General features: G+C 33.6%; 17 protein-coding genes. 7 read left to right on the top strand and 10 right to left on the bottom strand.

The window, feature by feature from the left end:
• Positions 1-8: 8 nt before the first annotated feature.
• Together ACFFGL_RS05635 and ACFFGL_RS05640 are read right to left on the bottom strand one after the other, a co-directional pair.
• Positions 9-206 carry a Lacal_2735 family protein gene (locus tag ACFFGL_RS05635; protein WP_309727495.1) on the bottom strand — a complete coding sequence of 66 codons (198 nt, stop codon included), beginning with the start codon at positions 204-206 and terminating at the stop codon, positions 9-11.
• Positions 207-463: 257 nt separating this feature from the next.
• Entirely contained in the window at positions 464-1,168 is a 705-nt protein-coding gene (locus tag ACFFGL_RS05640) for a DUF4197 domain-containing protein (RefSeq protein WP_309727494.1), read from the bottom strand.
• Between the two features lie 180 nt (positions 1,169-1,348).
• On the opposite strand from ACFFGL_RS05640, the gene ACFFGL_RS05645 reads away from it, so the two are divergent.
• The 4 genes from ACFFGL_RS05645 to ACFFGL_RS05660 all read left to right on the top strand — a co-directional run bounded on the left by ACFFGL_RS05645 (position 1,349) and on the right by ACFFGL_RS05660 (position 7,623).
• Complete coding sequence (locus tag ACFFGL_RS05645; protein ID WP_309727493.1) at positions 1,349-2,818, top strand: catalase; 1,470 nt, start codon at positions 1,349-1,351, stop codon at positions 2,816-2,818.
• Positions 2,819-3,123: 305 nt separating this feature from the next.
• Positions 3,124-6,555, top strand: coding sequence for a methylmalonyl-CoA mutase family protein (locus tag ACFFGL_RS05650; protein ID WP_309727492.1), 3,432 nt, complete (start codon positions 3,124-3,126; stop codon positions 6,553-6,555).
• Between the two features lie 171 nt (positions 6,556-6,726).
• Positions 6,727-6,945: a DUF1328 domain-containing protein gene (locus tag ACFFGL_RS05655; protein WP_309727491.1), complete on the top strand. Its 219-nt coding sequence runs from the start codon at positions 6,727-6,729 to the stop codon at positions 6,943-6,945.
• Between the two features lie 42 nt (positions 6,946-6,987).
• Complete coding sequence (locus ACFFGL_RS05660) at positions 6,988-7,623, top strand: DUF1684 domain-containing protein (RefSeq protein WP_309727490.1); 636 nt, start codon at positions 6,988-6,990, stop codon at positions 7,621-7,623.
• On the opposite strand, the gene crcB is transcribed toward ACFFGL_RS05660, so the two are convergent.
• Both crcB and ACFFGL_RS05670 read right to left on the bottom strand, forming a co-directional pair.
• Positions 7,616-7,987 (bottom strand): fluoride efflux transporter CrcB, encoded by a 372-nt coding sequence (gene crcB / locus ACFFGL_RS05665; protein WP_309727489.1) that lies wholly within the window; start codon positions 7,985-7,987, stop codon positions 7,616-7,618. The two genes, ACFFGL_RS05660 and crcB, sit on opposite strands and share 8 nt — an antisense overlap.
• Positions 7,988-7,990: 3 nt before the next feature.
• Entirely contained in the window at positions 7,991-9,079 is a 1,089-nt protein-coding gene (locus ACFFGL_RS05670) for an SRPBCC family protein (RefSeq protein ID WP_309727488.1), read from the bottom strand.
• An 89-nt stretch (positions 9,080-9,168) separates the two neighbouring features.
• On the opposite strand from ACFFGL_RS05670, the gene ACFFGL_RS05675 reads away from it, so the two are divergent.
• Positions 9,169-11,217, top strand: a complete 2,049-nt coding sequence (locus tag ACFFGL_RS05675; RefSeq protein WP_309727487.1) for a dipeptidyl-peptidase 3 family protein — start codon at positions 9,169-9,171, stop codon at positions 11,215-11,217.
• Positions 11,218-11,327: 110 nt separating this feature from the next.
• On the opposite strand, the gene ACFFGL_RS05680 is transcribed toward ACFFGL_RS05675, so the two are convergent.
• The 6 genes from ACFFGL_RS05680 to ACFFGL_RS05705 all read right to left on the bottom strand — a co-directional run bounded on the left by ACFFGL_RS05680 (position 11,328) and on the right by ACFFGL_RS05705 (position 18,413).
• Positions 11,328-12,683 carry a DUF5723 family protein gene (locus tag ACFFGL_RS05680; RefSeq protein ID WP_309727486.1) on the bottom strand — a complete coding sequence of 452 codons (1,356 nt, stop codon included), beginning with the start codon at positions 12,681-12,683 and terminating at the stop codon, positions 11,328-11,330.
• A gap of 185 nt (positions 12,684-12,868) precedes the next feature.
• On the bottom strand, positions 12,869-13,492 hold the full coding sequence (locus tag ACFFGL_RS05685) for a response regulator transcription factor (protein ID WP_309727485.1): 624 nt from the start codon (positions 13,490-13,492) through the stop codon (positions 12,869-12,871).
• Entirely contained in the window at positions 13,489-15,240 is a 1,752-nt protein-coding gene (locus tag ACFFGL_RS05690; RefSeq protein ID WP_309727484.1) for a tetratricopeptide repeat-containing sensor histidine kinase, read from the bottom strand. Before ACFFGL_RS05690 ends, ACFFGL_RS05685 begins: the two co-directional genes overlap by 4 nt.
• A 3-nt stretch (positions 15,241-15,243) precedes the next feature.
• A complete protein-coding gene (locus ACFFGL_RS05695) occupies positions 15,244-15,741 on the bottom strand; it encodes a hypothetical protein (RefSeq protein WP_309727483.1) in 498 nt (165 codons plus the stop codon).
• Positions 15,742-15,820: 79 nt separating this feature from the next.
• A complete protein-coding gene (locus ACFFGL_RS05700; protein ID WP_309727482.1) occupies positions 15,821-17,143 on the bottom strand; it encodes a serine hydrolase domain-containing protein in 1,323 nt (440 codons plus the stop codon).
• Between the two features lie 16 nt (positions 17,144-17,159).
• Complete coding sequence (locus ACFFGL_RS05705; protein ID WP_309727481.1) at positions 17,160-18,413, bottom strand: ABC transporter permease; 1,254 nt, start codon at positions 18,411-18,413, stop codon at positions 17,160-17,162.
• A gap of 146 nt (positions 18,414-18,559) precedes the next feature.
• Between ACFFGL_RS05705 and purH the strand changes: the two genes are divergently transcribed.
• Positions 18,560-20,092 (top strand): bifunctional phosphoribosylaminoimidazolecarboxamide formyltransferase/IMP cyclohydrolase, encoded by a 1,533-nt coding sequence (gene purH / locus ACFFGL_RS05710; protein WP_309727480.1) that lies wholly within the window; start codon positions 18,560-18,562, stop codon positions 20,090-20,092.
• Positions 20,093-20,142: 50 nt separating this feature from the next.
• Positions 20,143-21,171: a rod shape-determining protein gene (locus tag ACFFGL_RS05715; RefSeq protein WP_309727479.1), complete on the top strand. Its 1,029-nt coding sequence runs from the start codon at positions 20,143-20,145 to the stop codon at positions 21,169-21,171.

Here is a 21,171-nt window from a genome sequence, read left to right on the forward strand (position 1 = left end):
TTTTTATATTAATGACTATGTCTTAATTCTTGGTTGAATTCAATTTTTTTTAATTCTTGCAGAATATTTCGTGCGCGTTTATTTAAGGCATCACTTTTTTGTTTATTGCGTGGTGCAATTTCATAAGCTCTTCGCATAAGGTAGCAATATTTTGCTTTTAATTTTTCCCGTTTATTTTGGCTTTTTAGCCAGTCAAAAATTTTCATCTTCATTCTATCTTTTGTGTACTACCAAAGATAATAGATAGAATTATTAAGAAATATTAAAACTCGTTAATCAAATAATAAAATATTTACCAAATTATAAAAGAAGGTTAATTATTTAACACAAAAAAGCCGATGGTTTACCCAACGACTTTTCCTAACCCAAATATTTATTATGAGACACCCTAAATCTCGTTACAAAGATGAGGTGATTTTAAGATTTGTGTGTTAATTAAATATTAGCTTTCAGTTATTTAAGCTTAATCTTGTAAAGCGAAAACTCTTTTTAGCAAATCTGTGGTTCTAGAATTTATGTTAGTTCTAATTTCTTTTTCTTCTACCGCTATCATGGTAAAAACTCCATCTAAAGCTTCTTGGGTGACGTAATCGGTTAAATCTGGATTTACATTTTGTGTTAATGGAATTGAATTATAGCGGGTAATAATATTATTCCAAATTTGGTCTGCGCCAACTTTTGCAAACGAGTTTTTTATTACCGGATTAAATTTATTATATAATGCTGAAGAAGTTTTGTTCTCTAAATATTGTGTAGCCGAATTATCGGCGCCAAGCAGAATATTCTTCGCATCGGTAAATGTCATTTCTTGGACAGCATTTACAAAAATAGGCGTAGCTTCTTTTACGGCATCTTCAGCAGCGCGATTTAACGCCATAATTCCTTCATCAGCTAAACTTCCTAAACCAATATCACGTAACCCTTGTTCTACTTTTTGTAATTCTTCCGGCAGTAAAATTTTCACCATTTCATTTCGGTAAAAACCATTAGTAGCAGTTAATTTTGAAACCTGTTCATCTATTCCTTTATCTAAAGCCTGTTTTAAGCCGTTGGCGATTTCAGTTTCAGAAATTCCGTAACCTTGGTTTGGCATATTTTCGGCAATGGTTTGTAATTCTGAACATGCATAGCATTGAAATAGTAAGAATAGAGCTAAAAATCGTTTCATATTTTTTGTTTTAAATGTACTAAAAAAATAAGATAACGATTCGTAGAGATTTTTCATTCTTTTCTGAATAATTAAAGTTATTTATTATATAATTTATAAGATTACCTTATACTCAAATACTCATTATCGATTTTTAACATAATTTATTAAATCGTATATTTAGAATTATAAATAAATATTATGAGTAAGAAAAAACTAACCACCGCATCTGGACGTCCTTTCGTAGAAAAAGAAGATTCTTTAAGTGTAGGAAGAAGAGGTCCATTACTATTAGAAGATTATGTGCTTCACGAAAGTATGGCACATTTTAATCGAGAACGAATTCCCGAGCGTGTTGTTCATGCAAAAGGTTCTGGTGCTTTCGGAACTTTCACGGTTACTAACGATATTACTAAATATACCAAAGCAAAAATGTTTTCTGAAGTTGGTAAGAAAACCGATATGCTAGCTCGTTTTTCTACCGTTGGTGGAGAAAAAGGTTCAGCAGATTCAGATCGTGACCCTCGAGGATTCGCTTTAAAATTCTATACTGAAGATGGTAATTGGGACTTAGTTGGTAATAATACGCCAGTATTTTTTATTAAAGATCCTAAAAAGTTTGGTGATTTTATTCATACTCAAAAACGCCATCCGTTTACCAATATGAAATCGCAAACTATGCGTTGGGATTTTTGGTCATTAAATCCAGAATCACTTCACCAAGTTTTAATTTTGATGAGTGACCGCGGGACACCTTATGGTTATCGCCATATGAACGGTTACGGTTCTCACACATTTTCTATGATTAATGCAAATGATGAGCGTTTTTATGTGAAATTTCATTTTAAAACAGATCAAGGAATTAAAAATTTCACTGATGAAGAATCGGTAGAGATGGCAGGTAAAAATCCAGATTTTGCACAACAAGATTTACTGGAACACATTGAAGAAGGAAAATTCCCAACTTGGACCTTAAAAATCCAAGTAATGCCGGAAGAAGAAGCTAAAAATTATAAATGGAATCCATTCGATTTATCTAAAGTTTGGCCTCATGGAGATTACCCTTTAATTGAAGTAGGAAAAATGGAACTCAATAAAAACGCTGATAATTATTTTGCTCAAATTGAACAATCTGCTTTTGCTCCGGCTCATATTGTAGATGGAATCGGTTATTCTCCAGATAAAATGTTACAGGGAAGATTACTTTCTTACCCCGATGCGCATCGTTACCGACTAGGAGCTAATTACGAGCAAATTCCTGTAAATCGGTGTCCTTATGCGGTTAACAATTATCAACGCGATGGATTTATGACCGTGAGTGATAACGGCGGAAGATCAGAAAATTATTACCCAAATAGTTTTGATGATATGGAAGTTGATAAAGATTATAAATTAAAACCGCCAAGAGTAGACGATGCGGAAGCGGGTTGGTACGATAGAAATGCAGCTGAAAGTGGCGATGACGATCATTACACACAGCCTGGAAATCTATATCGAATAATGAGTGATGAAGCTAAAGCGAATTTAGTAAAAAACACAGTCGGTGCAATGAGTCAGATCGATGGTCCTAAAAAAGAAGAAATTACGCAGCGTCAATTAAAACATTGGCAAAAAGCTGACCCCGAACTCGGAAGAAGAATTGCCGAAGGCTTAGGTGTTCAGATGAAATAATTTTAAATTCATATAAAAATAAAAAACGCTCTATTAAGAGCGTTTTTCTTTTTTTAATGTAAATGCGCAAACTTTACCCTGAGAAGCAGTAAAGCTGTAACTAAAACATGAATTTTGCCAAACAAATTATATTTACCCCAAATAATAATCTGCTCGGCATTACAAAAATAGACCCAAGTATAGCGATAGCCAATACCCGATAAAGGGTATTTTAACAAAATTCAGCAAACGCAATAAAATAATTATCTACTCAATTATTGCTAGTATTTTCGTAAATTTACGGTCCTAAAATTCAGAATAATTCAATGGAACAAGCGAAACCTTATAAGCCAAAACATAAAGTAAGAATAGTAACCGCAGCCTCTTTATTCGACGGGCACGATGCAGCCATAAATATTATGCGTCGTATTATTCAGTCTACCGGAGTAGAAGTAATTCATCTTGGTCACGATAGAAGTGTAGAAGAAGTAGTAAATACTGCAATTCAGGAAGATGCAAATGCCATTGCAATGACTTCTTATCAAGGCGGTCATACCGAATATTTTAAATATATGTACGATCTTTTAAAAGAAAAAGGAGCAGAACATATTAAAATTTTCGGCGGTGGAGGTGGAGTAATTCTTCCTGACGAAATAAAAGAATTACATGAATACGGAATTACTAGAATTTACTCTCCGGATGATGGTCGTGAACTTGGTTTACAGGGAATGATTAACGATTTGGTGAAACAATCAGATTACGCCATTGGTGATAAATTAAACGGAGAAGTAACAAAACTATCCAATAAAAAAGATAATGCCATTGCGCGATTAATTTCTTCAGCAGAAAATTTCCCAGAGATTGCAAAGGAAAGCTTAGATGAAATTCACGAGAAAAATAAGAGTATAAAAACTCCGGTTTTAGGAATTACCGGAACCGGTGGAGCAGGAAAATCATCTTTAGTAGACGAATTAGTACGTCGTTTTTTAGTTGATTTTGAAGATAAGACGATCGGGATTATTTCTGTAGATCCTTCCAAGCGAAAAACTGGTGGCGCTTTATTAGGTGATCGTATTCGTATGAATGCGATTAATTCGCCTCGAGTTTATATGCGTTCGTTGGCTACGCGTCAAAGTAATTTAGCACTTTCAAAATATGTGCAAGAAGCCATTGAAGTGTTGAAAGCTGCAGAGTACGATTTAATTATTTTAGAAACTTCAGGAATCGGCCAGAGCGATACCGAAATTTTAGATCATTCTGATGTTTCTCTATATGTGATGACACCTGAGTTTGGTGCGGCCACACAATTGGAGAAGATAGATATGCTTGATTTCGCAGATATTGTTGCTATCAATAAATTTGATAAACGTGGCGCTTTAGACGCGTTACGCGATGTGAAAAAACAATATCAACGCAATCATCAATTGTGGCATGAAGATGCAGATAAACTTCCGGTTTTTGGAACCATCGCTTCGCAGTTTAACGATCCGGGAATGAATACGCTCTACAAAAAAATTATGGATACTATAGAAGAGCGTACCGAAGCGAACTTAAAAAGCGATTACCATATTTCTGAAGAAATGTCAGAAAAAATTTATGTAATTCCACCGAAGCGTGTTCGTTACCTTTCAGAAATTTCAGAAAATAATCGTGGTTACGATGAAAAAGTTGAAAGTCAGGTTGAGGTTGCTCAAAAGCTTTACGGAATTTATAAAACTATAGAATCAGTTACCAACACTAAAATCGAACTTACTAAAAATGGGTTAGATGAAGAAGCTTTGCAAGAAGCTGTTACAGAAGATAATCAGGATTTAGTCGATTTATTGAAAAAAGAGTTCGACCGTGTAAAAATGGATTTCGATCCGTATAACTGGGAAGAGATTTTACAATGGGAAGACACCGTAAAAAAATATCAAGACCCTATTTATACCTTTAAAGTTCGCGATAAAGAATTAAAAATAGAAACACATACCGAATCACTTTCACACACACAAATTCCAAAAGTCGCCTTGCCAAAATATAAAGCTTGGGGAGATTTATTAAAATGGATTTTACAAGAAAATGTGCCAGGGAAATTTCCTTACACCGCTGGTTTGTATCCGTTTAAACGTCAAGGTGAAGATCCAACACGAATGTTTGCTGGCGAAGGCGGACCCGAACGTACCAACCGTCGTTTTCATTACGTGAGTTTAGGTTTACCGGCAAAACGACTTTCTACCGCTTTTGATTCGGTTACACTTTATGGAAATGATCCCGATCATCGACCAGATATTTATGGAAAAATAGGAAATGCCGGTGTTTCGATTTGCTGTTTAGATGATGCGAAAAAACTGTATTCCGGTTTCGATTTGGCGCATCATTTAACTTCTGTTAGTATGACCATTAACGGTCCGGCGCCAATGTTGCTTGGTTTCTTTATGAATGCGGCAATCGATCAGCAATGTGAAAAGTACATTAAAGAAAATGGTTTAGAAGATGAAGTAGAGCAAAAAATCGTTAAAATCTACAAGCAAAGTGGAATTGAACGTCCCACATATCGCGGAGAATTACCGGAAGGAAATAATGGGTTAGGATTAATGCTGTTAGGAATTACAGGAGATCGTGTTCTTCCTGCCGATGTTTATGAGAAAATTAAACACGAAACCATGGCGGTAGTTCGCGGTACGGTTCAAGCAGATATTTTAAAAGAAGATCAGGCGCAAAACACCTGTATTTTTTCTACTGAATTCGCTTTACGCTTAATGGGGGATGTGCAGGAATATTTTATTCAGAATAAAGTACGTAATTTCTATTCGGTTTCTATTTCCGGTTATCATATTGCGGAAGCTGGAGCCAACCCGATTACGCAATTAGCGCTGACTTTGGCAAACGGTTTCACTTATGTGGAATATTATTTAAGCCGCGGAATGGATATTAATAAATTTGGTCCAAACCTTTCCTTTTTCTTCTCTAACGGAATTGATCCGGAATACGCTGTCATCGGTCGTGTAGCGAGAAGAATTTGGTCAAAAGCTTTAAAAGATAAATATAATGCTAATCCGCGTGCGCAAATGTTGAAGTATCATATTCAAACGTCTGGTAGATCGTTGCACGCGCAAGAAATAGATTTTAACGATATTCGTACGACGCTTCAAGCGCTGTATGCGATTTACGATAACTGTAATTCATTACATACCAATGCTTATGATGAAGCGATTACGACTCCGACCGAAGAATCGGTGAGACGTGCGATGGCAATTCAGCTCATTATCAATAAAGAATTAGGATTGGCGAAAAACGAAAATCCAATTCAAGGTTCTTTTATTATTGAAGAATTAACCGATTTGGTAGAAGAAGCTGTTCTTCAAGAATTCGATAGAATTACCGAACGTGGCGGTGTGCTTGGAGCGATGGAAACGATGTATCAACGCTCGAAAATTCAGGAAGAAAGCTTGTATTACGAAACGTTAAAACATAATGGTGACTTCCCAATTATTGGGGTAAACACCTTCTTAAGTAGTAAAGGTTCGCCAACGGTAACACCGGGAGAAGTAATTAGAGCGACAGAAGAAGAGAAGCAATTCCAAATTAAAACGCTTGAAAAATTACATAAAACTTATGAAGATAGTGCCGATGAAGCTTTAGATAAAGTGAAAAAGGCGGCAATTCATAACGAAAATATGTTTGAAGAACTTATGGAAGCCACGAAAGTTTGTTCTTTGGGACAAATTACAGAAGCTTTATTTGAAGTTGGCGGTCAATACCGACGAAATATGTAATTTTCAAACTTATAGTATTATATAAACGGCTTGTTTTTTTAAAAGCAAGCCGTTTTTACTTAACAAGTATTAACTAAAAATCATAGAATAGTTAAATAAAATTCAATTAGCAAAGTGTTAATATAGAATAACATATCTATCGCCGATCTTTACAAAAAAGATACAATAGAAATGAAAAATTATACACTTTGGTTTTTAGGTTTAGCATTGCTAACAGGTTTATTAGGATTTTATCCTGGTATGGATTTCTTCGGAATTAAGGCTGTAAGAATATTTTTTATCATTTTTACAGATTTACTGATTGTTTCTTTATTGGCAAAAGGACTTTTTCCATCGAGATTGGTTGCAGTTAAACAACAAAAAAATAATAAACCAATTCATCAGAAATAAATAGAATTTCATACTACATTTGCCTAACTAATATAACGAATAATGAAGTACTTATTTTTAGGCATCATTTTGTTTTCCTTGCAATTAAAAGCGCAAACGTTAAATAAATCTTCTTTAATTGCTGAATCGAAATTACATCAGGAAAAATTAAATAAAGATTTTTTAAACGAAGAAGAATCTCCGCTTTCAGAAAAAGATAGAGCTGTATTTAAGGGACTTGACTTTTTTCCTATCAACGAAAAATATATTGTTCAAGCGAAATTTATAAGAACTCCTTATGAATCGCCTTTTACAATGGCAACCAGCACCGATCGAAAGTCAATTTATTTGAAATATGGAGAGCTTTCGTTTAAAATTGATGGGAAAATATTCTCATTAAATGTTTATCAAAATCAGCGTTTATTGAGTGATCCTGAATATAAAGATTATCTTTTTATTCCATTTACCGATCTTACCAACGGAAATGAAACTTATGAAGTCGGGCGTTATTTAGATTTTAGCATCCCGAAAAGTAATACCGTAATTTTAGATTTCAATAAAGCTTACAATCCTTATTGCGCGTATAGCGGAAATTATTCTTGTCCTATTCCGCCCGAAGAAAACCATTTAGAAATTGAAATAAAAGCAGGTGTAAAAAAATATTACTCACCTTCTTCAAAAGAAAAAAAGATCAATTAAATTTTACGAGCCAAATTCCTAAGAAAACAGCTAGAAATCCTAAAATTATACTGGCTAACGTATAAATAGCAAAACTGGCAAAATCCCCCGATTTTAAAAAAATATGATTTTCATAAGCGAAGGTCGAAAAAGTTGTGAAACCACCACAAAATCCGGTGGCTAACAACAAAGCTGTAGTTTCACTTATATTCTCATTTTTTACAACATAGCCTAATATAATTCCGATTAAAAAACTGCCAATTATATTCGCAGCAAATGTTCCATAAGGAATTCCGCTAGACGGACTATTTAACCATTTGCTAATTAAATATCGCAAAACACTTCCGAAACCGCCCCCAATAAAAACTAGTGCGAGTTGTTTCATAAATTAATAAATAGGTTTAACAGGAATTATATTTTCAGTGTTATCGGCATCTTGCACAGGAATATAAATTTCGGTAACCCAATTTGCCGGATTTTTTGTTTCGCTTGGTTGGGTTACATAAACTTCAAAAGGTTTAGCATTTGGTTTACGAACAATATTTTCATTTTGCTGAATAAAACTTTCCAGTTTCGCCCAAGTTTCACTTAAATTTTTATAATCACCTTTTAATGTCGCTTTTACAACTTTTTGGCTTTCTAAAAATCCGCATAAAACCGTGTTTTCCCCACCTGCCGGTGTAACTTTATTTGGAGTAGGAATTGCAGCAGAAATAATTACAGTTCCATTTTCTTCATCAATAGTATTATAAAGTGTGAAAGGAGAACCGCTTATTTGAAGATTATTTGTTTCCATATAATTATAAACCTGCGGTAACATTTGGCTCATTTTATTTCGTAAAGCTTCCGGTGTAAATCGTGACGCAGTTGTGTTGTACATATAATAACCGCCGCTATGTTGCGTAATTCCATCTACATTAATATCATAAACTTCCATTTTTTTCTTTACCACTTCAGAAAGATTTTGCAAACCTTTAGTGAACATAGGCTGGATCATTTGAGCCATCGTACTGTCCTGTGTAGCTTGATAAGCCTTTTCCATAAAACTTTGTTCACCCTTCATTCCCCACGTAACCAATGTTCCTTTTTCTTTTTCTTCAAAATTCCAATATACCGTACTTTTTGATTCTCCAAAAGGCGTGTCAAAAGTAATTTGCTGAGTAATTGATTTTGGCGGAATAACTTCTGTGGTTTTCATTTTTCCATCCATAGATTCATCTCCTTCCCAAGAATAACTAGCACCTTCTCCACTTGTTGTATCGGCATACGTAACAACCATATTTGGATCTTCCTCTTTCCACGGTCCCCAGTTTTCCCAGGTTTTATATTCGTTCACTTCGTTAAAAAGTAACTCTCGTGGTGCCTCAATAAGCATGGTTTCTTCAACTTGGTAATCGCCATCTAAAGTTGCGACATAAATAGCGCCGCCAATTAAAACGATAAGTAGAAGAAAAAAAAGGTATTTTAGGATTTTCATAAAGCGTTTGTTGGTTTTGAATAGCTAATATAGTTAATTTACAAAATGTTAATTACTACATTTGTAAAAAATCAATAAATTTTTCACTAATGAAAATAAAATTTCTCCCAATGCTATTCATAGCATCTTCTTTATTTATCGGATGTAAAGAGGAACAAAAAGAACCTACTGAAAAAACGCACGAAGAAACAGCAATGACTACCGAAGATGATTTTGAGTATGTAGTCGATGAATTTGCAGACCTTAAACTGTTGCGTTACCAAATTCCCGGTTGGGAAGATCTTTCGCTTGAAAAGCAAAAATTAGTTTATTATCTCACTCAAGCCGGATTAGCTGGTCGTGATATTATGTGGGATCAAAATTATAAACACAATTTAGCGATTCGTGAGGCTTTAGAGAATGTTTATAAAACCTATGATGGCGATAAATCTTCTGAAGATTGGAAAGCTTTTGAAACCTATTTAAAACGAGTTTGGTTTTCTAACGGTATTCATCATCATTATTCCATGGATAAATTAAAACCTGAATTCAGTAAAACTTATTTCGATTCATTGCTGAAAGAGACCAATACAAATTTAACCGGCGAAGCTTATGAAGTTATTTTTAATGACGAGGCGATGAAAAAAGTTAATCTAAATGAAGAAAAAGGATTAATTAAAGGTTCGGCTATTAATTTTTATGGTGACAATATTACTGCTGAAGAAGTTGATAAATTTTATGCCAACAAAAAATCTCCAAATCCTAAAAAACCACTTTCCTTTGGATTAAACTCTAAACTTGTAAAAGAAAACGGAAAGCTTGTTGAAAAAGTTTGGAAAAGTGGCGGAATGTACGGAAGCGCCATCGATGAAATTATAAAATGGTTAGAAAAAGCCAAAGGAGTTGCAGAAAACGAAAAGCAAGGTAAAGCCTTAGGTTTATTAATCGATTATTATAAAACCGGCGATTTACAAACTTGGGACGATTATAATGTTGCTTGGGTAGAAGCCACCGAAGGCGATATCGATTACATCAACAGTTTTATAGAAGTTTATAACGATCCAAAAGGATATCGTGGTTCCTATGAAACAATTGTACAAATTAAAGATTTCGATATGTCTAAGAAAATGCAAGTTTTTGAAGACAACGTACAATGGTTTGAAGATAATTCGCCAATTTTAGATGAACACAAAAAAGATTCTGTAGTTGGTGTAACTTATAAAACCGTAATTGTTGCCGGAGAAGCAGGAGATGCTTCGCCAAGTACTCCAATAGGTGTAAATTTACCAAACGCCAATTGGATTCGTGAAGCGCACGGAAGTAAATCTGTTTCCCTCGGAAATTTAATTAACGCTTACAGTCAAGCCGGAGGTTCAGAAAAACTAAAAGAATTCGCGCACGACGAAGAAGAAATTATGCTTTCTGAAGAATATGGCGAAACCGCAGATAAATTACACACCGCTTTACACGAAGTTGTAGGTCACGCTTCCGGAAAAATTAATGAAGGTGTTGGTGAAACCAAAGAAACCTTAAAAAATTATGCTTCTACCATGGAAGAAGGTCGCGCAGATTTAGTTGGGCTTTATTATTTAATGGATCCGAAATTAGAAGAATTAGGTTTAACCGACGATTATAAAAAATTAGGAAAAGCTGCTTATAACGATTACATCAGAAACGGACTTGTAACGCAATTAGTACGAATAGATTTAGGAAATGATATTGAAGAAGCACATATGCGTAATCGCCAATGGGTTAGCGCTTGGGTTTATGAAAAGGGAAAAAAAGACAGTATAATTGTAAAAGAAGTAAATGATGGTAAAACTTCTTACGACATTAAAGATTACGAAAAATTACGTGAACTTTTTGGCGAATTATTACGTGAAACTCAACGTATAAAATCTGAAGGAGACTTTGAAGCCGCTAAAAATTTAGTTGAAAATTATGGTGTAAAAGTAGATCAAAAAATGCATAAAGAAATTTTAGATCGAAATGAAGCGTTTAAATCGGCGCCTTATAGCGGATTTGTAAATCCGGTACTTGTTCCTGAAACGAATGACGATGGTGAAATTACCGCAATAAAAGTAACACAACATAAAAGTTTTGAAGAGCAAATGCTCATGTATTCAGATAAATATCATAATCTTCCGTTGAAGAATTAGATTTTTTCTGAAAAATTAATAGAAAGAGGTTTTCTGAAGTATTTAAAAAACGTCATTCTGAATTAGGTTCAGGTTGACGAAGATCAACTTCAGAAAACCTTTTTTTATTTTTAGCTAGAAGAACCAATTCCTATTCTAAAACCAAGTTGAAGATCGATTTGTTTCAGTTGATTTGAAGCCAACGCAGAAATAGCCGAAGAAGAACCGAGATAGAAAAAACCACCAAAACGGAATCCTAAACCTGCTGAAAAATCTGAAATTGTAGAAACGCTCAACGGAAGATATGTTTCAAATCCTTTTGAAGAATAGCGTGGAATAATTGCATACGAGCTATAACTTGGCAAGACAGAATTTTTACTGTTTTTCACTAAACTTTGTTTCATTTGAAAACTCGCGAAAAAATTTCCGTGGACTTGATAATCTGCATAAATATTTAACGACGTCGGTAAATTTACTTTTACGTTATTTTGCGTAAAACTTGAAGAAAAATAATTACTGTTTTCAATAATTTTAATGACTTCTTCCGCATTATCTACATCTTCAAATTGCGAAGCGTCAAAATCTTCAGTATCAGGAATATTCAGTTCATAAACTTGACGTTCAGCATTTTTATTAAACGTTAATCCGCCAATATTTTTTATGGAAAGTCCGAGATTCAGTTTATAAGGATATTTTTTCTGTTCATTTTTCAACAAATAATTCAAGCCAAAATCAACTCCTAAACCCGAAACGCCCGAAGAGAGATAATTATAATTGAAATCATCAAAACTTTCCCCTAAAAGTCCGGCATAAGCTACATCAATTCTTGCATTTGCATCGCGTAGAATTATATCGTCATTTTCATTTTTTTCAATCGTAGCGTTTAATTTATCAATTCCACCATTGGCGTAAGCTTCTCCAAATAATAATTTAAAGGTAATTCCAGCGGAAAGCTTAGCAATTTCATGATCAAAAATATTTCTAGCTACAGAAAAATCGATTGTTTCGTAACCAATTGCTGTAATTCGTTGATTGTCGTTGGTATTTAAATCGTCTATTTGTGGAATATCTTCTTCAATAATATCGATTAGTTTAGGGTCGATATCAGTTAAGGAAATATGAGCATTTACAGTTGTCTTTATTCCGAAGCCCCAATTTTCAATTCTGTACGCCACGCCGGGACCAATTATTTGTAAATTTATTGTAATGCTAAACGGGTCGTTTTCACTTAATAAATCATTTTTATAATCGTCGAATTCTTTATCTGAATCTAAGAAATCGATCATATTAATTTTATTATTAGAAGCGAGTGTGCTTATGTGAATCAAACTTATATCAACTTTATTGGAAAGATTAGTAAGTTCTGCCGGATTATTATCGGCATTTAATAAGCTGGTTTTTCTCGACGTATTTATTCCCAAAAAATGATCTTGGGCGAACATACAAAACGGAATAAAAAATAGGAGATAAGGTAAAAATTTCTTCATAATAATTAGATTTCGGTGGTCAGTTAACTCCAAATATCATGTTAAAATACTAAATATTACTGAAGAAATGAAATACTGTTTTACTCAATAAGAGAGATTTAAATGTGCTGCGATTCTCCTGAAAATTTAACTATTTTTCTATTTGAATAATTTATGAACTCTTTCCGAAGTAGTTTTTTAAATTTCTAGAAGTCGTATTTTTTCTCAAGTGCGTAACGAAGTAACTCTCCTTTTCCGCGAAGGTCTAATTTACGCATCATATTTTTTCGATGCGTTTCTACTGTTGAAACTGAACAAAAGCGAATTTCGGCAATGTGGCTTGAGGTTTTTCCTTCACTAATTAGGTGTAGAATTTCTTTTTCTGTTTTGGAGAGAATCGATTTTTTTTGAACAGTTTTTTCTTCTTCTAAAAAACTTAAATTAAGCGAAGGATCGAAATATTGTTCGCCACTCATAACCGTTTCTATCGCTAACTTTACATCATTTAACCCCGAATTTTTTAAAATATAACCCGATGCTCCGGCAGCTAACATTTGTTGTATAGCTTCTTGTTGATCGAACATCGTAAAGGCTAAAACTTTAATATGTTTAAATTCGCTTTTGATGATTTTTGTAGCGGCAATTCCATCAATTTTTGGCATTCTAATATCGGTTAACACTACTTTGGGTTGTTTTAACCGCACAATTTCGAGTAGTTCTTCTCCATTATTAGCTTTCCCAATAATTTCAAAATTTGACTCTTGTTGAAATAATAGACTTAGCCCGTCGATTAACGATTGATGATCTTCTGCAATTGCTAGCGTAATCATATAGGTAGATTTATAATGATACTGGTTCCGCGATTTTGATGCGAATCGATTTCTAAAGTTCCGCCGAGGTGTTCAATTCGTTTTTCAATTGTGCTTAAACCAATTCCGTCTTTTTTACCGTGTAATTTTGATTTATTGAACCCTTTTCCGTTGTCTTCAACAATAATATTTAAAGATGAATTATGGCTTGTAAGTGAAATGGTAGCTTCTGTCGCGTTTGCGTGTTTAATAATATTGGTTACCAATTCTTGAATAATTCTAAAAATAGTGATTTCCAGACTATTTTCCAGTTTTTGATCGAGTCCGAATTCTTCTACTTCAACTTGTAAACCATCGACATTAGAAATATTTTTTGCAAAACGTTTAATTGCAGGTAGCAAACCGGAAGAAGCCATTACGCCGCTTTGTTTTTTATGAGCCATTCCGCGAACAGCTTGGTAAGCATCGTTAATTAAGGCTAAAGTTTTACTTAATGTTTCTGAAGAAGAATTTTTATCAGTTTTTTTAAGCGTTTCAATATTTAATCGAATTGCTGCAAGCGAACTTCCTAAATTATCATGTAAATCTTCAGCGAGACGTTGCCGTTCTTTTTCTTGACCGGCAATCATCATATCAATCGTATTAAGTTCTTGTTGCTTGAGTTCTTTTTCGGTTTGTTGAAGTTTTAATTTTTGATTCTGTTGAATTAATTGGCGTTTCTTTTTCGCATTTTTAGCAATTAGTAGACTTATAATCGTTCCTACAATAACACTTGAAATAACCACAATCCATAAAATAGTTTGGGTTTGTTGTTTCTTCCTTAAATCGGTTTTTAAAATGAAGTTTTCTTTCTCTTTTTTCTCGGTTTCGTATTTTGTTTTAATATCAGAAATGGCGATATTTTGCTTAGTTAAATTTAGGCTATCTTGTACAGCATTATATTTTTCTTGGTAAGCAAAAGCATTTTTATAATCACCTAAAGCTTTATAACATTTTATGTATTTACGGTAAATAAGTGTTTGATAACCAAGTTCGTATTTTTTAATTTTAAAATTTTTTATACTATCTAAAAAATTAATGGCTGTTTGGTAGTTGCCGCTTTTTTGATAAGAATTGGCATAGTTTATATAATACTTTAGAAGCATAATAGAATCCTTTTTTAAAATATGCTTGGGATATCCTTTTTTATAATATTTTCTCGCCGAGTCCTGATCTAAAAACCTACCGGAATATAACAATCCTAAATGAGCATAAGCCCGACGTAATGAAGCACTATCTTTTAGCTTTTTGGATAATTCAATTGCATTTTTATAGTAATCTCTTATTTTATTTCTATCGCCGGTATTAAAAAGATAACTTCCATAACTGAAACTCACCTGTAAAAGTTTTTTTTTGTCTTGATTTTTTATAGCATATTCTTCAAAAGCTTTTAAATATGGGAGCGGATCCACTTTTATAAAATCTTGTGAATTCAACATACTAAATACTTCAAGACTCGCTTTTGCAGCTTCTTCTTCCGCATTTAATTTTTTATAAAGATTTATAGCTTTTTCTTTATATTGAAATGCTAAATCAGCTTTGTTTTGATTTCTATATAAATTTGCTAACGAATCAATAAGTTTAGCTTGGCTAAAACCTTTATGCTTTTTAATTTCTTTTTTTAGAATAGGAATTAAACTATCATTTTCTTGTATAAAAGTTTCTGCTCTTAAAATAAAAAAAGAACAGAAAAATAAGAAATAAAAAAAAAACAGTTTCTTTTGTAGCATAAATTATTGAGCTATTAACACACCACCACAACCGTTTTTGGGATCGCCTAATGGTTTAATGCCAGGGGATGGGTTTCCTATTAGATTCTCACAAAGGTTACTAATAGCCTCAAAACCATATTCTGCGATATCTTCTTGAATAGTATTTACGTTGTCTTGATTGAAATCATGAGGATAATCGTTATAAACAATTACCCCTAATTTATTATTTATCAAGGATGAAAGTTCAACCGATTCCATAGTGAATTGTTGCTCTAAAATAAAATTTAACCCGATACCAGGATTTTCTTGACTATTATTCGTGATATGAAATAAAATAGCACTGTTTTCTTCCGAAGAAACATTGTAAATGTTACATACTTCAAAATCTTTTTGTGGAACAGGGGTTTGAATATTAATTGTTCCTTCATCTAAATTTACAGTGCTTTGTCCATTTACTACTTCATAAATATTGCTGTAAATTTCTCGTTCTTCTGGAGTTATTGGTCTAATTTGGCTCATTTTTTAATGATTAAATTGGTTAGTAAATTTGTTATTTATTCTAGAATAAAAATATACCTGATATTAGGTAGTTTTTCAATTATTTTCGGTTTAGTTCTGCTTGCATTGCGTTTTGCTTGAAAATTAATTTTTCTTGCTGCGGAATAAATTCTATGGTTAAACCCGCCGGTGAAAATTCGAACATTGTTTTGCTAATCGGACTTAATGGAAATTCTTGTTGACCGGTAGCTTTACAAAATAATGTTCCTTTATGAAGTTGAAATGTTAGATCTAATGGAAAATTCGAACTTCCGTAAGTTCCTACGTATTTTTCTAAAATTTCAGTATCTACTTTTATAGTTTCCTTATATTCAGGAATTTCATAATCTTTTCCGAAGTAAATACTTAATACGCCGATTACCACATCGTTTAACGAAATTGAAGTTCCGTTTGAAGTTACCGCAAATGCCAAATTTTCTTTCGGGAAATAAGCGGCCATCGATGAAAATCCATCTATTCCGCCGGAATGACCATAACTCGATTTATTGTAAAAAGGAAATTCAAAAAGGCCTAAACCGTAACCATCTTCAATAGTTTGCATTTTTTCTAGGGAAGAAGGAGTTAATAAATTCCCTTCAAAAAGTTCTATATAAAATTTCACTAAATCACTTGGTGTGGAAACCATCGCACCGGCTCCTAAAGGAATACTCATATGTGTTTCTTCTTCGATTTGCCAGTTTTTTCCCTCTGGAGTATACGAAGCAGCTTCATTATTTTGTAGATTTATTTCACCGCCAAAACGCGTTCTTTTTAATTGTAAAGGTTCAATGATGCGTTGTTTTACAAGTGTTTTAAAAGATTTTTCACTAACGTCTTCAGCAATAAAAGTGAGTAAAATAAAATTGGTATTAGAATATTGCGCATCGCTTCCCGGTTTAAAAATACTTCCATTTTTTTCGATTAATTTCAGCAGTTGTTTTTTACTTTTTTTAGACCTACTCATTTCTAAGTAATCTTCTTTATCCGTAAAATTGAAAAGTCCGCTATGGTGATTCAGTAAATTTTTTATCGTGATATTCGAAGCATTTGGTAAATCAGGATAAAATTCACTCAATTTCGCATCAAGTTGAAGTTTTCCTTCCTCGATCAATTGTAAAATAATTACTGCAGTAAAACTTTTTGAAATCGAACCAATTCTGTACATGGTTTTTTTATCCGCTTTTTGGTGATTTTCCAACGAAGCATAACCAATACTTTTTGAATAAATTTCTTTTCCATTTTCAGCAAGCGAAATGCTTAACATCGCTTTATCTTTTTCAGCTATAGCTTGAAAAAGACTGTCCATTTTTTCTTTATTGAAATTTTGAGAAAAAAGCGGATTAACTTGAAGGAGAACAAAAAGTGCGAAGAGAAGTTTTTTCATAATATTAAATTTAATTTTAAAAACCGGTTCTAATTGCTTCTACAGGATCTAAGCGTGAAGCTGAAATCGCAGGAATTATTCCTGAAATTAACCCAATAATTGCTGAAATTGTCATGCCGGTAAAAATATTTGCTGAAGATAATACAAATTCAAAATCTCCTGTAAAACTCGAAGCGATTAAGGTAATAATCCAAACTAATATTAAACCGATAAGACCGCCGATAATTGCCAGAATTATAGCTTCAAATAAAAACTGAAGTAAGATGAATTTATTTTTTGCACCTAAAGATTTCTGAATTCCAATAAGGTTGGTGCGTTCTTTTACACTCACAAACATAATATTTGCAATCCCAAATCCACCAACTAAAAGAGAAAAACCGCTAATAATTAATCCCATAACATTAAGCTGTCCGGTAATGTTATCAATAAAATCGGTTAAGCCTTTTAATTGGTTTACGAAAAAATTATTGATATCATCAGGTTTTAAACCACGATAAAGTCGCAAATTTTGTTCAATATTTGCAATGTAAGCCGCGTTGTCGACATCATTTTCAGGTTTTATAATAATTTGTGGGAAAGTACTTTTGTTATTATCACCATAAATTCTTCGGACCAAATTCACCGGAATAAAAGCTGCTCCATCTTTTGAACCGCCAAAAATACTAGCACCTTCTTTTTCTAAAACTCCGATTACTGAGAATTTTCTTCCATATAATCTTACTTTTTTTCCGATAGGGTTTAATCCTTCAAATAAATTTTCGGCAATTTCGTGACCAAGTACAATTACCGGCGATCCACTATACGATTCGGCTTCATTAAAAAATCGTCCATCTTCTAATTGAAGCGATTCAATATCATAATATTCGCTGGTAACCGCTCCAATTTGAACGCCTTGCGTTTGTTTTCCTTGATAAGTGATATTTTCCGAAGCCACATTTAGGGAGTAAGAAACAGCTTCAGTATTCGGTAAAGTTCGTTTTATATGTTGATATTCATCATAACTTACATCGGGAAATTGTTCTCTTTTCCAACGCGGAATTTCAGTCGGTCCAAAAGAAACACGCGTAAGCATAATGGTACTGCTGTCTAATGAGCTAAGACTTCCTTTAATTTCTTTTTCCAACGAATCTACAGCTGCGAGAACAGCGATAATCGAAAAAATTCCTATCGTTACACCAAGAAGTGATAAGAAAGTTCTTAATTTATTGTTTCGCAAGGCGTTAATCGCAAAATTGAAACTTTCTTTAAGTATCCTAAAATAAATCAGCATAAGGAAAACCTTGTCGTTGAATTTAAAATCTAAAGATAGGACGTTCCAATAATTTTTTTGTTACAAAATTTAAATAATTCTTCTGTAACATCTTTAGGGTTTAGTTGTAAAATATTACTTTCGCAACTTGAAACAACACAACCCAAATGAGTACTACAAAAATACCAAAATCAGCGTTAATTTCCGTTTTTCATAAAGACGGGTTAGCACCAATTGTAAAAAAACTTGACGAACTTGGCGTAACGCTTTATTCAACCGGCGGAACAGAAAAATTTATTCGCGATTTAGGAATAAATGTAATTCCTGTAGAAGATGTTACTTCTTATCCTTCTATTCTTGGCGGGCGCGTAAAAACCTTACATCCGAAAGTTTTTGGTGGTATTTTAAACAGACAAGATCACGAAGGTGATGTTTCAGAAATGGAAAAATATGAAATTCCGCAGCTAGATATTGTTGTGGTAGATTTATATCCTTTTGAAAAAACCGTTGCCGATGGCGCTTCAGAACAAGATATTATTGAAAAGATCGACATTGGTGGTATTTCATTAATTCGTGCGGCAGCCAAAAATTTTAAAGACGTCCTTTGTGTCTCTTCAATGAACGATTACGATGAATTTTTAAATTTGCTTTCTGAAAATAATGGCGAAATTTCTCTAGCTGATAGAAAGCGTTTTGCCGCGAAGGCCTTTAATATTTCTTCACATTACGATACGGCGATTTTTAATTATTTCAATGAAAATGAAGAAGAAGTAGTTTTTAAACAAAGCATTACCAAAGGAAAAAAATTACGCTACGGAGAAAACCCACATCAAGAAGGATTTTTCTTTGGAGATTTCGATGCAATGTTCGATAAAATCCACGGAAAAGAGTTATCTTACAATAATTTGCTAGATGTAGATGCCGCTGTAAATTTAATGAACGAATTTAAAGGTGAAAACCCAACATTCGCTATATTAAAACATAACAACGCCTGCGGAATTGCACAACGGAATACTGTTTTAGAAGCTTACAAAGATGCTTTAGCAGGAGATCCTGTTTCAGCTTTTGGCGGAATTTTAATTAGTAATGTAGCTATTGATAAGGCTACTGCCGAAGAAATTCATAACTTATTTTGTGAAGTAGTCATCGCACCATCATTTTCTGAAGAAGCTATAGAAATTTTAAAAGGAAAGAAAAACAGAATTCTGCTTATACAGAAAGAAGTAGAAATGCCAGAAAAAACAGTACGTACTTGCTTAAACGGCGTGTTAGTTCAAGAAAAAGATTCGAAAACAGATACAAAAACAGATTGTAAACAAGCTACTGAAAATGAACCTTCAGCAGAAGAAATGGACGATTTACTGTTCGCTTCAAAAATTTGCAAGCATACCAAATCGAATACAATTGTGTTGGCTAAAAATAAGCAACTTTGTGCCAGCGGAACCGGACAAACCTCTAGAGTAGATGCGTTGCGCCAAGCGATAGAAAAAGCAAATTCCTTTAAATTCGATTTAAATGGCGCAGTAATGGCGAGCGATGCGTTTTTTCCTTTTCCAGATTGTGTAGAAATTGCCGACAACGCCGGAATAACAGCTGTAATTCAACCAGGTGGCTCGATTAAAGATGAATTAAGTATAGATTATTGCAATAAAAATAATATTTCAATGGTTATGACAGGAACACGTCATTTTAAGCATTAAATTTTATACATTTACAGTTCACCCAACTTTTCAATACCGTATAAATAACTATGGGATTTTTTGATTTTCTTACTGAAGAAATTGCTATCGATTTAGGAACTGCCAATACGTTGGTCATTCATAACGATAAAGTAGTTGTAGATAGTCCTTCTATTGTGGCTCGAAACCGAATTACAGGAAAAATTATTGCCGCCGGAAAAGAAGCCGCGATGATGCAAGGCAAAACCCATGAAAATATTAAAACCATTCGACCTTTAAAAGACGGGGTAATTGCAGATTTTGATGCGAGTGAGCAAATGCTTACGCGTTTTATTAAAGAAATTCCTGCGTTAAAAAGACGAATTTTTACACCTGCGCTTCGAATGGTAATTTGTATTCCATCGGGAATTACAGAAGTTGAAATGCGAGCGGTAAAAGAAAGTGCAGAACGCGTAAACGGAAAAGAAGTTTACTTAATTCACGAACCAATGGCGGCGGCAATTGGTATTGGTGTAGACATTATGCAGCCAAAAGGAAATATGATTGTCGATATTGGAGGAGGAACTACCGAAATTGCTGTCTTAGCTTTAGGCGGAATTGTGTGCGATAAATCGGTTAAAATTGCGGGTGATGTGTTTACCAATGATATTGTTTACTATATGCGTACGCAACACAACTTATATGTTGGCGAGCGAACTGCTGAAAAAATAAAAATTCAAATTGGAGCAGCAACGGAAGATTTAGAAGTTCCACCAGAAGAAATGAGCGTTCAAGGTAGAGATTTACTTACCGGAAAACCAAAACAAGTTGATATTTCTTATCGTGAAATTGCAAAAGCACTAGATAAATCAATTTTGAGAATTGAAGATGCGGTAATGGAAACCTTATCGCAAACACCACCAGAACTTGCGGCAGATATTTATAATACCGGAGTTTATTTAGCCGGTGGAGGTTCTATGTTACGCGGTTTAGATAAACGTCTCTCACAAAAAACAGATTTGCCTGTTTATATTGCTGAAGATCCTTTAAGAGCCGTAGTTCGCGGAACAGGAATTACATTAAAAAATCTTGACAAATACAAAGGTATTTTAATAAAGTAG

Origin of the sequence: Mesonia maritima, from assembly GCF_042433895.1 — a bacterium.
Classification (GTDB): Bacteria; Bacteroidota; Bacteroidia; order Flavobacteriales; family Flavobacteriaceae; genus Mesonia; species Mesonia maritima.

Coding starts and splice junctions, on each gene's coding strand:
- ACFFGL_RS05635 (WP_309727495.1), bottom strand. CDS start 206: ATGAAAATTTTTGACTGGCTAAAAAGCCAAAATAAACGGGAAAAATTA.
- ACFFGL_RS05640 (WP_309727494.1), bottom strand. CDS start 1,168: ATGAAACGATTTTTAGCTCTATTCTTACTATTTCAATGCTATGCATGT.
- ACFFGL_RS05645 (WP_309727493.1), top strand. CDS start 1,349: ATGAGTAAGAAAAAACTAACCACCGCATCTGGACGTCCTTTCGTAGAA.
- ACFFGL_RS05650 (WP_309727492.1), top strand. CDS start 3,124: ATGGAACAAGCGAAACCTTATAAGCCAAAACATAAAGTAAGAATAGTA.
- ACFFGL_RS05655 (WP_309727491.1), top strand. CDS start 6,727: ATGAAAAATTATACACTTTGGTTTTTAGGTTTAGCATTGCTAACAGGT.
- ACFFGL_RS05660 (WP_309727490.1), top strand. CDS start 6,988: ATGAAGTACTTATTTTTAGGCATCATTTTGTTTTCCTTGCAATTAAAA.
- crcB (WP_309727489.1), bottom strand. CDS start 7,987: ATGAAACAACTCGCACTAGTTTTTATTGGGGGCGGTTTCGGAAGTGTT.
- ACFFGL_RS05670 (WP_309727488.1), bottom strand. CDS start 9,079: ATGAAAATCCTAAAATACCTTTTTTTTCTTCTACTTATCGTTTTAATT.
- ACFFGL_RS05675 (WP_309727487.1), top strand. CDS start 9,169: ATGAAAATAAAATTTCTCCCAATGCTATTCATAGCATCTTCTTTATTT.
- ACFFGL_RS05680 (WP_309727486.1), bottom strand. CDS start 12,683: ATGAAGAAATTTTTACCTTATCTCCTATTTTTTATTCCGTTTTGTATG.
- ACFFGL_RS05685 (WP_309727485.1), bottom strand. CDS start 13,492: ATGATTACGCTAGCAATTGCAGAAGATCATCAATCGTTAATCGACGGG.
- ACFFGL_RS05690 (WP_309727484.1), bottom strand. CDS start 15,240: ATGCTACAAAAGAAACTGTTTTTTTTTTATTTCTTATTTTTCTGTTCT.
- ACFFGL_RS05695 (WP_309727483.1), bottom strand. CDS start 15,741: ATGAGCCAAATTAGACCAATAACTCCAGAAGAACGAGAAATTTACAGC.
- ACFFGL_RS05700 (WP_309727482.1), bottom strand. CDS start 17,143: ATGAAAAAACTTCTCTTCGCACTTTTTGTTCTCCTTCAAGTTAATCCG.
- ACFFGL_RS05705 (WP_309727481.1), bottom strand. CDS start 18,413: ATGCTGATTTATTTTAGGATACTTAAAGAAAGTTTCAATTTTGCGATT.
- purH (WP_309727480.1), top strand. CDS start 18,560: ATGAGTACTACAAAAATACCAAAATCAGCGTTAATTTCCGTTTTTCAT.
- ACFFGL_RS05715 (WP_309727479.1), top strand. CDS start 20,143: ATGGGATTTTTTGATTTTCTTACTGAAGAAATTGCTATCGATTTAGGA.